Genomic DNA, 16,238 nt, shown 5'->3' with positions numbered 1-16,238 from the left:
GCCGCGCTACCGCAAGGCCGGGTCGAGCCGGGCTTCTTCCGCATCCCGCTGGTCCTTCCGGTGCTTGACCCACTGCACGTACCGCCGCACGCCCTCTTCAAATGGCGTCGTCGGCTCCCATCCAAGCTCCTGTTTCGCCCGCGCGCTGAGCACCCGCTTGCCGCTGAAATCCCCAGGCCGGGCCGCCACATACTCAATGCGCGCGCCGCCGAGGACGCGCTGCACCGTCTCGGCGATCTGCTTGATCGTCACCGGCTCAGCTCCATCGAGGTTATAGATGCGATTCTTCGCGGCTGGAGCTAACGCCAGCGCGTTGCCCTCAGCCAGGTCCTCGACATAGACGAACTTGCGGAACTGCGAGCCGTCGCCGGCGATCGTCAGCGGCTCGCCCTGAAGCGCTTTGTTGACGAAGATCGGGATCACCGCCCCATCGCGCGCGCGAGGGCCATAGGGAATGCCGAAGCGCAGGATCGTGTACTCGATGCCGTAGAGCTTTGCGTACGCCTGGCAGTAATATTCCGACGCGATTTTCGTGGCGGTGTACAGATGCGAGGGCGCGGCCAATGGCGTGTCTTCGTCCACCTCCTGCTGGGGCACGTCGCTATACACCCAAGTCGTGCTGCCATAGACGATGCGCATCACCTTGGAGCGCCGGACCGCCTCGAGCACGCAGGCCGTGCCGCGCGTGTTCACCATTTCGGCGTAGGAAGGATCCTCGAATACATCTTTCACATCCGCAACCGCCGCCAGATGGATGATCGCTTGCACACCGAACATCGCCACCCGCAGGGCCTCCACGTCCAGGATGCTGCCGATGCAGTGCTCGACCGACGGGTGATACGTGGAGCGCTGCTGATCGAAGATGAGCGGCACCACCCCGTGCGCCACCAAACGATCCACCACATGCGATCCAATAAAGCCTGCGCCGCCTGTCACGAGAACTCTCATGCATCCACTCCATTGTTGTCCAGCTCAGGATGGTAATAGAGCGGAACGCACCAGTGATGCTGCGCGATCCACTCGGCGTTGGGAAATGATCCGCCCTGCCCCATGATGGTGTGGCAGAGCGTGTCGTAAACCTTGCCGCTGGAGCGCGCAATCGGCTCAAACACGATGTATTTGTAGTAGCCGGACTGCATACCCTCAGGCAGCCGCACGCGCTGCGCAAACACAGGATCAAGATCCCTGGCCGCCACCGCGCGCTTCCAGGCCACGATCTCCTCCATGCGCTCAACCTGGACCACGCCGAGGGCCGCGGTGAACTCCGACATCCGGTAGTTCAGGCCCGACACCTGGTAGGTTGGCTTGCCGTAATTGCGGAATCCTTTCGCGAACTCGATGAGGCCAGGATGTTTTGAGACCAGCATGCCGCCCTCGCCGGTCGAAATCGTTTTGGTGCCGTAAAATGAATAGACCCCGGCATCGCCGAAGCTGCCAGGCCGCTGGCCGTGCCATGAGGCCCCATGCGCGTGGGCGCAATCTTCAAGCAGGATGATGCCGTTGGCCCGGCAGAACTCCGCGATGCGCGGCGTGTCAAAAGCCAGATGGCCGCCGATGTGCACGAGCCACACGGCCGCAAGCTCCTGCGCCTTGGCCGCCTGCGCCACCGCCTCGTAGCTGAGGCACAAATCGTCTCGGTTGCAGTCGCCGAAGACGACCGTCCCGCCGGCATGGATGACCGACAGCGGGGTTGCCATGAACGTATTCGTAGGGCATAGCACGGTTTTCCCGCGAACCTTGAAATAGTCCAAGGCGGCCAGCGCAGCCCCGCCCCAGCTTGAGGTCGCCACCGCCGGCAGCGCATTCCACGCGGCCCACAACTCCTCGAAGCGCTTGGTGTACTGGCCTTCCACCCACTGTTGCGAATTAAAAATTTCACGCCAATACTCAAGCACCCTCACCTGATCCGCCGGGTGGAATCCGATCCGAAATGCGCTAAACGCCGCGGCGGAGACAGGCATGGCCAGGGCCGATGGATCACCGGGCATGGAGCGCCCACCGTGTTTGGTCATACGCGCCGGCCAGATGCAGCGCGCGCCGGAGCTCAAACCATAGGCGCGGCCCGGGCATCTGCTGCTGCGCGCGCAGCGTGTTCGGAACGGAAAACGGCCGCATCGTTTCAAGGTAACGCCAGTACTCGATGCCGCTGCGGGTGCGCGCTTGCACCACGGTTTTCAGCACGGGCGGGTTCTCCACGAGTGCGGCGGCATCCGCCAAGGAGCCATCCGGCATACGGAAGATCAACCCATCCGCCACGTCGACGATCACCCACTGGCCATCGATCTTGGCAAACGACAGCACCAGCACTCCCGGAGTGTCGCTCGCGCGCAAATCTTTCCAGAACGCGGGAACGCCAGCGTACGTGGAGAGTGTGGTGAAGACATCCGCCATCTGATCGCCGAGGCCATAGCCTCGGATGATGATGTTGAGGATGTGGTCATCGATGACCGGCCAGCCCTTTGGCATCGGCTGGATATGCTCCCGCGTCCAATTGAAGACCGCGAGCACTCGGGCGTCATCGGTCGTCTTGCCCTCGGTGATCTCCCGTGCCAGGCGCTGATAGGCGTAGTGCCGATGGAGGAAATCGATCGCTTTCACATACGGAGGGATGCGGTGCTGGGACACCTGGAAATTCACCCCTTGCCGCGTCGAGGCGACCGGGGCGATCAGCAGACAAACCGCGCCGAGGCCGACCCCCATCACCACCAGCGCCTTCGGAATCCGCCGTCGCTTCACCCTCATGATGAGGAGACCTCCACCATCGCCTCCGGCAGCGATGGGACTTGCTGCTCTTCAGCAATCCGGACGATTTTTTGCTCCGGCACGCCCCAGCGGCAGAGCTGCTGGATAATCTGCCGGTGATTCTTAAACGACGCGATCAGCACCCAATCAAACGAGAGGCGCTCGAGGGCCTCAGGCGGGGTGATGGCATGGCTCATGAACAGGCTCTGGTCGCTGCGCGACTCATCCACGACCCCGACCACGCGCAAGCCGCGCTGCTGCATCAAGAGAAACGCGATCTCCGCGATCTCCCCGGTGCCGTAGAGCACGACGGAAGCGCCCGCTGAGACGGCCATGGTCGAGATGGTGCGCGTCACCAGGGTGCGGATCTGACGGTAGAGGTGGAGCGAGTATTCCACGTATTCGTAGGTGAGCCGGGCTTTTTCAGCGATGCCTTTCGGGGTGATGAGATAGCGAAGGCGTTTGCGCTCCAAGTTGACGATCTTGACATAGCCCTTCTTGACCAGCCGTCGGATCAGGAAATTCGTCAGGCCCAGTGCCAGGCCATGCTTTTGCGCCAAGCGGCGCTGAGTGACGGAATCGCTTGCGGAAATCTCCGTCAGGAGCTGTAATTCTCGGTAGGCGTCAACGTCCATGATGATGTTCAGAATATGAACACTGCATCAATTGTATGGAAACCGCTCTTCACTTGCAACTCAATTATTGTGTGACGAGGTTGAGGGAAGGCGCGGCCGCGCGGAACGCGCCGCGGCGCAGCTGCTGCAGCCAGACTTCAAAGGTCAGCAGCGTCCACAGCCGGTGGGAATGGTCGCAGCGCCCGGCGAAGTGCTGTTGAACCAGCTGCCGCACATACGGCTGATGCAGATACTGCCGCAGCAACGCGTTCGGTGCAAGCAGCCAATCGGTGACGAAATCGCGCAGCTCATACCGAAACCAGTGATGCAGCGGCACGCCGAAGCCCATTTTTCCCCGCGTGAGCACTTCCGGGGGCAGCAGGTCGGCGAACGCCTTGCGAAGAATGACTTTGGTCGCTCCTCCGCGGAGTTTCATGGCATCCGGCAGCCCACACACGTATTCGATGAGGGCACGATCCAGAAACGGCGATCGGGCTTCCAACGCATGCGCCATGGAGCACCGATCCATTTTCACGAGCAAGTCATCCAACAGATACATCTTGAAATTGACATAGAGCAATTGCGTCAGCGCCGAGGCCTGCCGGCTGCGCGCCAGGTAGGACGCGCAGGCTATCGAAGGATGCGTCGCGCCCCCTGATGCGCCGAGCCGCAGCTGCGGCAGATCCTCGTAGAAAATTGAGACCCAGCGGTTCACCCGGTGCTCAAACGGCAGCACGGTGCCCTGCGCGAAGCGTTGCGCTCGGCGATACAGGCTTCGGGGATGCCCCCAGGCCGGCAGCCGGGTCAGCGCTGAAGCGCCGGCCGTGCGGAGCCACCTGGGAATCGCTTCTGACAACAGGACCGCGCGGAACCGCTGATAGCCGGCAAAGAGCTCATCGCCCCCATCGCCGCTTAACGCCACCGTCACGTGCTGTTTGGTCAACTGAGCCAGCAGATAGGTCGGAATCGCCGAGGAGTCGGCAAACGGACCGTCGTGATGCCACACGAGCCGGTCGATGAGCTCAATCGCTTTCGGCTCGACGATAAACTCCGTGTGGCGCGTGCCAAATCGCTTGGCCACGATCCGCGCGTAGGACGTTTCATCAAACGCAGGATCCCCGGCAAACCCGATGCTGAACGTCCGCACCGGCTCATCACACAGCCGGCTCATGATCCCCACGACGATCGAGGAATCAATGCCGCCGCTGAGGAACGCGCCCAGCGGCACGTCGCTGATGAGCCGCCGTGCCACTGCCGCCGTGAGGAGCTCGCGCACGCGCGAAGCCGCCTCAGCCTCGGAGGGTGCGCGGCCGCTGGATGCCGGCGGCAGCGGCGCATCCCAGTACTCCTGAAGGCGCACGTGGCCGTCTCTTGCGATGAGCACTTGCCCAGGCGGCAGCTGTTGGATCCCCTGGTAGATGGTCGCGGGCGAGGGAACATACCCAAAGAGAAAAAACGCAGGAAGTGTTGCGGTGTCTACTTCAGGAACGATATCCGGGTGCTGAAACAACGCCTTCATCTCCGAGGCAAACGCGATCATCGTCGGGGTCGCACGGTAGAACAGCGGCTTCTTCCCTGCCCGGTCTCTGGCCAGCAGCAGCTGCCCTTTCCGGCTGTCCCACATCGCGAAGGCGAACATGCCCTCAAGCTGCTGCACGCACGCGTCGCCGTCCGCCTCGTAGAGCTTCAGCAACACCTCGGTATCCGAGGAGGTCCGGAACCGGTGGCCTCGCTGCTCAAGCGAGGCGCGCAACTCACGAAAGTTATAGATCTCCCCGTTGAAGACGAGCCAGATGGAGCCATCATCGTTTCCCATCGGCTGAGCCGCCGCATCGGACAGATCGATGATCTTCAGCCGCGCATGCCCAAGTCCGATACGGAGCGAACCGGTCGCCAGGCTCTGGATCCCTTCGCCCTCCGGTCCGCGGTGGCGGAGGGCGGCGACCATGCCCTGCAGGACGTCGCTCGCAACCGGACGCCCGTCGAAGTGGACCACGCCAGCGATGCCGCACATCGAGCTACTTCACGCCTCCGGACAACGCGTCTTCGAGCGCGCCGGCCTGACGATGCTCATGGGGACTTCCCTCAGGGAGTGCTGGAGGCCTCCGAAAGATCCTCCGATAGATCTCGATGGGGTCACCGTGCGCGGCAATGAGCAAGAGGGGCAACAGAAACAGCAGCCGAAGCCGAAACAGCGTGCCCATGTTGGCCACGACCAGGGACACGGGCGCTGCAATGGAGGCGATCACCGCCAGGAGGAAGAGCGCTTCCACGCGCCGCAGCGATGCGAGGCGAGACACCCCGCGGATCAATCCGGGAATGAGCAGATAGAAGCCCAGCATTTCCAGGCCCGCGAACACCCGCATGATCCCGGTGCTGCCGCGGAGATCAAACCATTGCCAGGGAAACGGAGCGAGAAAACCAATCGCCATCGCTCGCGGAAGATACGTGATCAGTTTGCGAGGGCTTGAAATTTTCGCCCAGGCATCGGTGAGGGAGTACCCTCCGCTGGAGACAAATCCCTCGCGCCGCACCGCGAGGGCTTCGGGGGATGTTTCACGGATCGTCGCGATCGCTTGCTCATCCATCTGGGAGACGCTGTGCGACAACATGGAGAACCCTCGGCCGCTTTCGCGCGACAACCGCAGCCGCAGCGCACCCCCGGTCCGTGGGAACAAGGATAACGCCAGCGACAGCAACTCTTCCGGATTCACTGACATACCGCTGCTCTTCGGCAGCACCGCAGGCATGATGGAGCGTTTGCGGATCCACCTTCGCGGCTTTCCCTTAAGCAGCGCCTGAAGCTCGGCCTGCGCTGCGGCGAAGTCCGCTTGCTCCTCCGAGGTATGGATCAACGGTTTGGCGCGCTCCAGCGCAGCCTGGGCCTTCTCAAAACGCCGCAGCTGGGCCAGCGCCATGCTGTACTCCAGGTGAATCGGCAGCAGGGTCGGCTCCAGCTCCAAGATCTGTTGATAGGCCGCGGCCACGCCTTCCCAGTACGCTCCATCCGTATTCGCCTTCGCGCGATCCAGATAAATCTGCACCATGCGATCGATCGCCGCCGAGTACTCCGCCTGCTCCTCCGGGGTGCGGATCAACAGCTTGGCGTGTGCCAGCGCGTCCTTGGCCTTCTCAAAACGCCGCAGCTGGGCCAGCGCCATGCTGTACTCCAGGTGAATCGGCAGCAGGGTCGGCTCCAGCTCCAAGATCTGTTGGTAGGCCGCGGCCACGCCTTCCCAGTACTCCGCATCCGCATTGACCGTCGCGCGATCCAGATAGATCTGCACGATGATCTTCCGGATCACCGCTTGCTCAGTCGGATCGCCTTGATGCAGGTACTGCTTATAGATCTCAAGCGCCTGGGGGAATCGTTGCCGCTGCACCTGCACTGCCGCAAGCCCTAGGGCCGCCTCTCGAGAGGTTGGATCCAAGGATACGGCTCTCGATAAATGGTGCTCCGCCCGCTCGAGGTTCCCCTGCGCATAGTAGCTCTCGGCGAGCCGGAAATGGCCGCGTTCCGGATGGGCTGGCGACACGAGGGCCAGCACCGGCAGCGTCCTCGCAAAAATGGTCGAAAGCGCGACCACCGTGACGAGCCCTCCATACGCCAGCGCGCGCGCCATCTGCCTTCGCCGAAGGGCGAGGCCTGCAGCCGGAAGCGCCACGATGATGGCCCCGAGGAGGAAGGCGGACCCGAGGTAGAACCGAAACCGCGTAAGGAAGAGCACTGAAACGGCAAGACCAAGATACCGCGCAGACAAGCGGCCAGCGCCGCGTCCTTCGTGATGCTTCGCCGCGCGGACGATGCGCACCACCAGCACGAGCGCTGAAAACACCAGGCACCATGTCACCGAGTCCTTCAACAGTTGGGCGGACCAGATGAAGGTGGAGGGCCAAGCGCTCACCAAGGCCGCGGTGACGATCGCCGTCCGCGGCCCGAAGACGTCCCGGGCGAGCACAAATGCCAGCAACCCGGTCGCCGCCGCCAGCCAAGCGTTGAGCAGGATGGGATACAGGGGGTGGGCGCCAAGCATCGTGTAGATGCTCGCGACCACCACGAAATAATCAGGAGCCAGGACCGGATCCGGCAGCTGCGTGCCGTTGGCCCACGCCTGGGCAAATTGCCAGCCGTAATAATGGTACATCCGCGAATCAGGGCTGAAGAGCCAGAAGCCGCGCGAAAACTGCAGCGACCGAAGCACGGGCCAGCCCCAATAGGAGATCGCGTAGAGCGACACGCCGAGGATGGCTCGTAGGCTGAACGTCGCGATCAGCACGCTGCGAAGCCCTCGATGCGGCGTGACCCGCCTTGCCAGAAACCACAAGAGCCCAGTCCCCACCCCGATGAGGAGCAGCAGCCTGAATCCGGCCTCGAATGGGCTAGGCTGCGGCATGACTCGCTCCCGCATGAACCGGCTCGCTGAGAGGCACGCCATCGCCCCGAGGCCCGTCATGCGCCTCGCGGAGCACGCGAATCAGGCGCGGCGCTTGGGCCTTGACGGAATATTCCTGCTCGACCATCGCGCGGCCAGCACGCCCCATGCGGCGCCGCAACGCTTCATCGTCGATGAGCTGAGCGAGCCGATCGAACCACGTCTGCTCATCGTTGGCCAGAAACCCTGACACCCCATCCTGGATGATCGCGCTGTTGACCCCAACCGGCGAGGCCACGACAGGAATCCCAACACTCATGTAGAGGAGGGCCTTAAACCCGCATTTGCCCTGGGTCCAGGGATCATCCGGCATGGGCATCAGGCCGATATCAAACCGGTGCAACTCGTGTTGCTCGGATTCCAGCGTCCACGGAATCTCCTGGAGATTCGGCAGCCGATACGGCAGATGCCCGGCTCCCACCACGCGAAGCTCGACCTGCGGATGCGCTCGGAGGAGCTGTTCAAGCGGACGGCGGATTTCCTGCAAGTAACTGGCGGTCGTGTGGCTCCCCATCCATCCGATCACCAACCGGGACGAATCCACCCTGGCCTGCCGCGGATGAAAGGCCTCGGTATCGACCGGCGTGGGAATGATGCTCACCTTGGGGTTGTACCGGCGGGCGTAGCCGGCCAGCACGGAATTGCCGGCCGTGACGTGCGTGCTGGCGGCAATGACCTGGGAGATTTTTCCCGGACGCTTGAAGACGTTCGCCCACGCGTTGACCCGGCTCGCGTGCGGAAGGTAAATGGCATCATCAAAATCAAACACCATGGCGGAAGATCGCCGAGCCATCAGCCGCTCAAGCAGCGCCGTGCCCAGCGGCCAGGCTTCGCGATGGACCACCACCACGTCGGCCTTCGCCACGCGCCCCACATCGAGGCAGCGACGGATCACCGCTGCAGCGCTCATCGAAATTTTCTGCGGGAGCCGCCCAGGCTGATACAGGAGCCGATAAAGCGCCGGCGGCATGAACGGGCGGACCTCGCACTGGATGCCCTGCGCATGCAGCCACGGCAAGTACTGCAACACCCGCAGGCGGCCGCTTGCGGCCTCGATCGGATGAGGAATTACGAAGAGGACGCGCACGAGGATCCTTTCAGGGTCGCCATGTAACGCTGCACATACCGGCGCAATGAGGTCTGCCACGACGGCATCTGATCCATCCCGACGGCCTGCAAGCGGGCATTCGCCAGCGCTTCAGAAGCCGCCCGAGGCGCTGGCAACGGAAACGCATCTGAGCTAATCGGCCGGACGGTCACGTCGGTTCGGCCAAGAGACGTCACGATTTCACAGGCCACGTCATACCGAGAGCAGACGCCTTGGTTCGCCATGTGAAACAGGCCGGCATGGTCGGTGGCGATGAGCGCGGCAATACCGCGGGACACATCTTCCGTAAACGTGAGGCTGCCAATCTTATCGGTGACCACCGTGAGCTCTCGGCGCTCTTCCAACAGCCGGAGAATCTTCGCCACGAACTTCTTGTCCCGCGCAAAACCTCCCACCATCCAGCTCGCGCGAACGATTTGATGCCTGCCGCGGTACTGCGAAACGGCGTGCTCTCCGATCAGCTTTGAGCGTCCGTACACATTGACCGGATTGGGCGCGTCCGTTTCGACATACGGTGTGAGCTTCTCGCCGTCGAACACCCCGGCCGTGCTCATGTACAGCAGGCGGGCCTTCCCGATCCGGCAGGCACTGATCACATGCTCGGTGCCGGCGGCATTGACGCGATAGGCGAGGGATGGCTCCTGCTCGCATCGGTCGACGTCCGTCGCCGCCGCCAGATGAACCACCAGGGCGGGTTTCGCCTGCTCAACAGCCGCGCGCACCGCCGCCGCATCGCAGATGTCCAAAACCTGCGTGCCGGGGGTCAGCGGAGCCAGATCCGTCGGGATCAGCTCATGTCCGCACCGCCGCAGCTCAGGGCAGAGCGCGCTGCCCACCATGCCATCAGCACCCGTCACAAGAATCTTCATGATTTGGCCCACTCAAGAGGTCGAACCACCGAAGCCGATAATGGCTCCACATTTTCGGCGAATCGGTCATAGAGGGCAAGATATTTCTTCACGCCATCCCTCAGATCAAACAGGGCCAGCGCGGTGTTTCGGCACCGCCGCGCGCAGGCAGCATCGGCGAGCAGTGCTTGGACATCCTGCAGGCTCGCCGTCCATTCGCGCTCGGCGACGTCGCGCAACACCACGCCCACGCGATGCTCGCGAACCACCCCTCCGGAATCCCCGATCAGGTCGTTGATCACGACCGGCACCCCGCTGGCGAGAAATTCCGCCAGCTTCGTGGCGGCTGAAGCCGTTTTCGAAAACGTCGGCGTGATGAAAAAGACCCCCACATGCATCAAGGACAGATACCCAGGCATCTGCTCAAAGGCCGCCCGTGCCAAGCGGAAACGCTCCGGCGGGATGCCGGCGGCCTGCGCATCTCGGCGCAGCTGCGCATGGTCTTCCTGCGTCACGCAGAGGATGACGGCATGCTCGAGGTGCCGCAGCAAGAACGAACAATAACGCAGCGTCGGTGTTCTTAGATACCAGTTGCTCAACGTGCCAACACAGCCGATGACGGTCTTCCCTTGAAGGCCAAGCTGCGCTTGCAGATCACGGTCTGCTGCCTCCGGCGAAAAGCGCGAGGTGTCAGCGCAGGTGGGGATGACGTCGATGGGGGTTGCCGCCGGAATCTGATAGCCGAGCGTGTCGAAGGCCTTGACCCCGGCGTGCGTGAGCGAGACGATGGCGTCCGCCTGCTCAAAAAATTTCCGCTCGCACCATTTCGTTAGGCGATACGCCAGCGAGCCGCGGCGCCAATGGCCGGCATCGACCTTTTCCTCCGGCCAGAAGCCTCGCATGTCAAAGAGAAAGCGCGCACCAGTTGCGCGCTTGAGTGTGAGCGCAATCACTGACGGCACATACCCCCGCGCATGGATGAGCCGAATCTGGCGGCGCCGGCAGACGATCCATCCGACGATGATCCCGATGAGCGCATCCCACCCGGTGGCCAGCAGCGACGGGCGCTTGTGATACCGCAGCGGAATCCAGCGAATACCAGCAGCCTCCAGGCGCTGGCGCATCGTCGCATATCGGCTGACATCGCGGCGATCGGATGGCTTCTCGTACGAGAGCAGCGTGATGCGGCGCGTCACGGCCATGGGCAGCAGGTAGCTCACGACTTGGGAAGCCCCCAAGGGTTCGAGCATGCCGTCATACGACACATACAGAATTTCCCTTCCGGATGCTTGCGCCGATTGCCATCGATTTTTTAGCGTCTGTGTCATCAGGCGAGCCACATACTTCTGACGGCCCAACGCCATCACCGCGTCTTTGCAGATCTTCCTGAGCGTTGCCCCGAACAATGGGGAGGCGGCCAGCAACACCGGATACGAGGCCACCGCAGGGTACCGCAGCATCGAGATTCCCCCCTCCAGGGAAGCCGTATAGAGAGGAAGGCTCTGCCGCCTGCCTTGCAGGGCGGCAAACGCCGCATTGTGGCCGAACCACCACCGAACGCGGTGATTCAGCCGTGCGGACTCTTCGGGGCTGAGCCGCAGCGCAGCCGTCATGGTGGTGCGCATCTGATTCCATGCCGCTAGCGCTTGCCGCACATCATGCTTCGTTGGGCACGCCTGCCAGAAGGCATCGTCGCCGCGCAGCAGCGAGCTGATGAGGTCGAGATGCTCGGCATCTGCCCAGGCCGAGAGAAGCCGCGCATGCGCCCGCCTGCCCTGCGCCTGCTGCGCGGCCAGCCGCACGCGGCTTTGCTGCTGCGCATGACGCCGAAGCTTCATGAGCGGCCGAGGAATGCTGACCAATCCGTGGCGCCGCTCGGCCAAGTGGCACCATAGCGCGTAATCTTCGCACGGGGCAAACGACTCGTCATATCCGCCAAACGCTGCCAACACGTCGCGGCGGATCACCAGGGTTGGATGGCCGATCGGCGAGGCGAATGTCAGCGTCATGCCGAGGAATGTCCCGAACTCATCCACCCGCGTTCCGACCATCTCGGTCGCGCGTCCCTCAGGCCCGATGAGAAAGGCCCAGGTGCCGACGGCGGCCACGTCTGACCGCGCATCAAGACACGCCACCTGCTGCTGCAGCCGATCCGGAAGGCACACGTCGTCTTGATCCATCCGGGCGATGTAACGGCCACGCGATTCGGCCATCCCCAGATTCAGCGAGGGCGTTTGCCCGAGGTTGCGGGGATTGCGGATGAGGCGAATCCGAGGATCGCCAAATGACTCGATGCGCGCCGCTGATTGATCCGTGCTGGCATCATCGATGATGAGCAGCTCGAAGTCTCTGAAGGTTTGCGCGAGGACGCTGTCAATCGCTTCTCGCAGATAGGGCACGCCGTTATAGACGGTCATGAGCACAGTCACGCGCGGAGTCATCGTCGCGTTGATGCGGCAGCGAAGAAGTCGACCACGTGCTGAGCGCAGCGTTGCTCCATGGCCATGCGTGACGCACGGGTCAAGGAGCCGATATGCGGAGTACACAAGACTTGGGGCAGCGTTGCCAGCGGCCCGACATGCGGCTCGGCCTCGAAGACGTCGAGCGCGGCTGCGCTTAGCCGGTGCTCCTGGATCGCATCATGCAGCGCGGCTTCATCCACCAGATAGCCCCGCGACGTATTAATCAGCGCCGCCCCGGGCTTCATCAACGCGAACTCCTTGCGGCCGATCACCACACCCTCAGTTCGAGGCCGGCTGACATGCAGCGAGACGCAGTCCGCCTCTACCAACAGCGTCTCAAGCGACCGCAGATGGACCGATTTTGGAAGCTCGCTTGACGTGGCCTGCGGATCCGCCACCAGCACCGTCGGCTGAAACGGGCGCAGATACTGCTCCACACGACGCCCGATGCGTCCAAACCCCACCAGGCCGATGGTCCATTCGGACAACAACACCCCGGTCCGCTTCGTCCATCGGCCTTGGCGCGCATCGGCAAGGTGCTCAGGAATCTGGCGCGCGAGTGCCAGCATCATGGCGATGGTCAGCTGGGCCACCGGCTCGACGACTTCATCTCCGGTGGTCAGCACGGCAACCCCCAGCCGCTGTGCGGCCTCAAGATCAATCGCATCGGTGCCGACTCCGCAACGGCTGATGCACCGAAGCTGCGGCAAGGCCGCGAGCAGCTCGGCGTCGTAGGGCTCGATCCCGGCGAGCACCGCATCGACCCCTGGAAGTTCCCGCAGCAAATCCTCCCGCTTCATGCGCCGCCCAAGCCTGTTGACGTTCACGGCAACACCGGCTTCCTGCAGCAGACGCCGCGGACGGTCATCCGCCTCGCAGAACTGCTGCAACGCCACATACACCACCGGCCGCGTCATCGGAGAATCTCCTGCAAGACGCCCTGCTGTGACGCATCGCTCCTCAGGAGCTGCTCCACCACCGCGACCTCGCGCGGCTCGTTGATGCCAGGATAGCCTCGGGTGAATTCAATCGCCTGCAACAGCACATCGTGCTCCAGGATGCGGTTTTGATCAATGGAGCCTGCGCGCTCAAGCGGTGTGCGCGGAAGCTCGCCGTACCGCTGAAGAAATTCCCTCCGGTAGCCGAGAATGCCGAGCACCCGGCGCACCGGTTCATAGCCTTCTTCGCGCCGCACTCCAAGCGCCGAGAAATCCCTCGCGCAATACAACACCCGCCCGGAGCCTGAGAGCACGCACTTCACCACCGAGGGATCGCCGAGCTCCTCGCGAGTTTCAATCCGGGCCACCGCATTCCAGGCTGGAACTTCGGGCGCGGCTTCGATGGCTGAGGCCATCCGCTGCAAATCATGTGGCAAGACCAAAATTTCATCCCCTTGCACATTCACCACATGCGTGCAGTCACGCTGCGCCATCGCCTCGGCCACGCGATCCGATGCGGCCGGGTGCTCCGGTGATGTCATCACGCAGATTCCGCCATAGGCCTTGACCACCTCGGCAATGGCCTGATCGCATGTGGCCACAATCACTTCGGAAAACCCGGCGCACAGCGCGGTCCGGCGCCGCACATGCTCAATCATCGGCAACCCGTTGACCGCCAGCAGCGGCTTGCCGGGAAAGCGCGAGGAGGCCATGCGGGCCGGGATGATCGCGGCGATGCGCAAAGCACTCATTGGGGCAGCACCCCGCAATCCACATTCACGCACTGGCCGGTGATCGCTGAGGCGGCTGGACTCGCAAGAAAGTACACGACCTCGGCGACTTCACGCGCCGTCGGCAGCCGGCCCAGGGCGGTCTGTGTCGAGGCAAATGATGACAAATACGTTCGCACGTTGCGTCCGGCGGCCGGCGAGGCAGGATCGGCCAGCGATAGAAGAACGTGCTCGGTTTCCACATACACTGGGCAGACCGCGTTGACTCGGATGCCGCGGGGCCCAAGCTCCTTGGCGAGTGCTTGTGTGAGGCCATTGACGGCAAATTTGGTCGCGCAGTAGACGCTATTGTTGGCACTGCCCCGCTTGCCCGCCAGGCTGGAGATATTCACGATGCACCCACCGCGCTTCATCACCGCCGCGGCCGCCGCGCAGCCCCACAGCGTTCCCAGCAGATTGGTGCCGATCAATTCTTCTGCAAACACCTCATCCACATCGGTGATCGCGCGCCAACGCGAGACTCCGGCGCAATTGACCAGCACATCCAAGGTTCCGAATCGTTGTCGCACGTCCTTGGCAAATTGCGCCACCGCATCCCGCCGCCGGACATCCAGCGGCACATGGACCATCGCTGATCGCAACGCGTTCGCCCGCGGGGACCGCGAGCAGACCGCCACCGGGTGTCCTCGCGCCATGAAGAGCTCGGCGACCGCCAAGCCGATGCCGCTCGTTCCCCCGGTGACCGCCACCACCATCGGCGTGCGTTTCATCAGATCGTCATGGCGGTAAACCCGCCGTCAACCGTGACCAGCGAGCCGGTGACAAAGCTTGCCGCATCCGAGGCCAGCCAGAGGACGGCGCCGATCAGCTCCTCGGGTTTCCCAAACCGGCCCATCGGCGTGTGGCGGAGAATATCCCGCCTGCGCGTGCGATCGATGAAATGCGTCAAGCTCCACGCGGTGGGAAAGAACCCCGGACGCAGCGCATTGACGCGGACTTGAAACGGCGCCCACTCCCGCGCAAGATTTTGCGTGAGATTGTACACGCCGGCCTTGGCGGCCGAATACGCAAACGCCTTCGAGAGCGGAGGGCCGAGCGAGACGGAAGAAAAATTGATGATACTGCCACAGCGTTGCTTCACCATCGTCTCGCCGAAGACCTGGCAGCCGTAGAGCGTGCCGAGGAGATTGACATCAACGATCCGGTGAAACTCCTTCGCGGTGATCTTCAGCGCCGGTGTCGGCGCATTGGCTCCTGCGGCATTGAGCAGCACGTCGATGCGCCCATGGCGCTTCAGGATCGCCGTGCGGCAGGCGATGACATCGCGTTTTTCGGTCACGTTGCACCGCAACCACGCCACCTCGCGCCGCCGGATGCCGGCGCGCGCGCGATCCAACGAGTAGACCGTCATCCCGGATTCCGCCATGGCGCGGCTAAGGGCAGAACCCAATTGGCCTTCGCCTCCGGCGATGGCGGCGATTTTCCCGCGCAGGCGAAACCGATCCTCAAGCGCGATCATGACCCTTGACCCCGGCGATCATGCGATCGACTTCTTCGCTGCGATGCGATAAGTTAAACACGTCAGAGCCCAGCACTAAGAAACTAAACCCGGCCTCAAATTCCCGTCGGAGATCATTGGCATCAGGATAGACCAACTGATAGCCGCAACTTTTTCCGGCCGCAGCGCACGCGGCGATCACGCGGCGGCACGCCGCCGCCACCTTCGGATGCTGCAGCTCGCCGGGAAGGCCGAGCGAGCCGGAAATATCGTACGGCCCGACCATGACCGCATCCACGCCGGGATGGGTCACGAGCTCCTGAATGCGCTCAACTCCGTCGATCGATTCGATCTGGATCATCAGCGACAGCGCCTCGTTCGCCCCGCGCACATACGCGTTGAAATCGCGGCCATACCCCTGGGCGGCCGCCACGCCGAAGCCTCGTGCGCCTTGCGGCGGATACCACATGGCGTCCCGCACCCGGTCAATGTCTTGCCGGCAGCTGACCTGCGGCACAATGATGCCGTCAGCCCCCGCATCCAATAAGCGGCGGACCTGCTGTAGATCACCGCCGTAGATCCGAGGAAGGCACGCTTTGCGAAACTCATGGCAAGCCCGGATGATCTGCCCTGCCGTGGCCAAGTCAATCGTCGTGTGCTCCATGCAGATGCCGATGAAATCATTCTCGGCCCGCGCAAAAATTGCCGCGGTCTCCGGGTGGCCGATCGAGATCCAGCCACCGAAGAGCTGCTGCCGGCGCTGAAACCGTTCCCGCAACGACCGGGCGATCGTCAGGCTGTGAGGCGCTTTTGGAACATCCCGACGGACGATGGTCCGGCGAGCCGTGATCGTTTTTGGCATGG

At 63.1% G+C, this 16,238-nt stretch carries 14 protein-coding genes; all 14 read right to left on the bottom strand.

Annotation, left to right across the window (positions count from 1 at the left end):
• Positions 1 to 6 precede the first annotated feature (6 nt).
• Positions 7 to 948: an NAD-dependent epimerase/dehydratase family protein gene (locus HY737_00980; protein ID MBI4596960.1), complete on the bottom strand. Its 942-nt coding sequence runs from the start codon at positions 946 to 948 to the stop codon at positions 7 to 9.
• Positions 945 to 1,961 (bottom strand): DegT/DnrJ/EryC1/StrS family aminotransferase, encoded by a 1,017-nt coding sequence (locus HY737_00975; protein MBI4596959.1) that lies wholly within the window; start codon positions 1,959 to 1,961, stop codon positions 945 to 947. Before HY737_00975 ends, HY737_00980 begins: the two co-directional genes overlap by 4 nt.
• A 16-nt stretch (positions 1,962 to 1,977) precedes the next feature.
• Entirely contained in the window at positions 1,978 to 2,742 is a 765-nt protein-coding gene (locus HY737_00970) for a transglutaminase domain-containing protein (GenBank protein MBI4596958.1), read from the bottom strand.
• Positions 2,739 to 3,377: a winged helix-turn-helix transcriptional regulator gene (locus HY737_00965; protein ID MBI4596957.1), complete on the bottom strand. Its 639-nt coding sequence runs from the start codon at positions 3,375 to 3,377 to the stop codon at positions 2,739 to 2,741. Before HY737_00965 ends, HY737_00970 begins: the two co-directional genes overlap by 4 nt.
• A gap of 64 nt (positions 3,378 to 3,441) precedes the next feature.
• Positions 3,442 to 5,370: an asparagine synthase (glutamine-hydrolyzing) gene (gene asnB / locus HY737_00960; GenBank protein MBI4596956.1), complete on the bottom strand. Its 1,929-nt coding sequence runs from the start codon at positions 5,368 to 5,370 to the stop codon at positions 3,442 to 3,444.
• Positions 5,371 to 5,374: 4 nt separating this feature from the next.
• A complete protein-coding gene (locus HY737_00955) occupies positions 5,375 to 7,750 on the bottom strand; it encodes a tetratricopeptide repeat protein (GenBank protein MBI4596955.1) in 2,376 nt (791 codons plus the stop codon).
• Positions 7,737 to 8,876, bottom strand: a complete 1,140-nt coding sequence (locus tag HY737_00950; GenBank protein MBI4596954.1) for a glycosyltransferase family 4 protein — start codon at positions 8,874 to 8,876, stop codon at positions 7,737 to 7,739. Before HY737_00950 ends, HY737_00955 begins: the two co-directional genes overlap by 14 nt.
• Complete coding sequence (gene rfbD, locus HY737_00945; protein MBI4596953.1) at positions 8,858 to 9,766, bottom strand: dTDP-4-dehydrorhamnose reductase; 909 nt, start codon at positions 9,764 to 9,766, stop codon at positions 8,858 to 8,860. Before rfbD ends, HY737_00950 begins: the two co-directional genes overlap by 19 nt.
• The gene (locus HY737_00940; protein MBI4596952.1) at positions 9,763 to 12,186 is read right to left on the bottom strand and encodes a glycosyltransferase; all 2,424 of its coding nucleotides are present in this window, start codon (positions 12,184 to 12,186) and stop codon (positions 9,763 to 9,765) included. Before HY737_00940 ends, rfbD begins: the two co-directional genes overlap by 4 nt.
• Positions 12,183 to 13,124 carry a phosphoglycerate dehydrogenase gene (locus HY737_00935; GenBank protein ID MBI4596951.1) on the bottom strand — a complete coding sequence of 314 codons (942 nt, stop codon included), beginning with the start codon at positions 13,122 to 13,124 and terminating at the stop codon, positions 12,183 to 12,185. Before HY737_00935 ends, HY737_00940 begins: the two co-directional genes overlap by 4 nt.
• The gene (locus HY737_00930; protein MBI4596950.1) at positions 13,121 to 13,897 is read right to left on the bottom strand and encodes a 3-deoxy-manno-octulosonate cytidylyltransferase; all 777 of its coding nucleotides are present in this window, start codon (positions 13,895 to 13,897) and stop codon (positions 13,121 to 13,123) included. Before HY737_00930 ends, HY737_00935 begins: the two co-directional genes overlap by 4 nt.
• The gene (locus tag HY737_00925) at positions 13,894 to 14,646 is read right to left on the bottom strand and encodes an SDR family oxidoreductase (protein ID MBI4596949.1); all 753 of its coding nucleotides are present in this window, start codon (positions 14,644 to 14,646) and stop codon (positions 13,894 to 13,896) included. Before HY737_00925 ends, HY737_00930 begins: the two co-directional genes overlap by 4 nt.
• A complete protein-coding gene (locus HY737_00920; protein MBI4596948.1) occupies positions 14,646 to 15,395 on the bottom strand; it encodes an SDR family oxidoreductase in 750 nt (249 codons plus the stop codon). The genes HY737_00925 and HY737_00920 overlap by 1 nt, the downstream gene beginning before the upstream one ends.
• A complete protein-coding gene (locus tag HY737_00915) occupies positions 15,382 to 16,236 on the bottom strand; it encodes a 4-hydroxy-2-oxovalerate aldolase (GenBank protein ID MBI4596947.1) in 855 nt (284 codons plus the stop codon). The genes HY737_00920 and HY737_00915 overlap by 14 nt, the downstream gene beginning before the upstream one ends.
• Positions 16,237 to 16,238 lie beyond the last annotated feature (2 nt).

The sequence above is a fragment of the Candidatus Omnitrophota bacterium genome (genome assembly GCA_016209275.1).
Classification (GTDB): domain Bacteria; phylum Omnitrophota; class Gorgyraeia; order Aquiviventales; family Aquiviventaceae; genus JACQWM01.
This window is presented reverse-complemented; position numbering and strand designations above follow the sequence as displayed.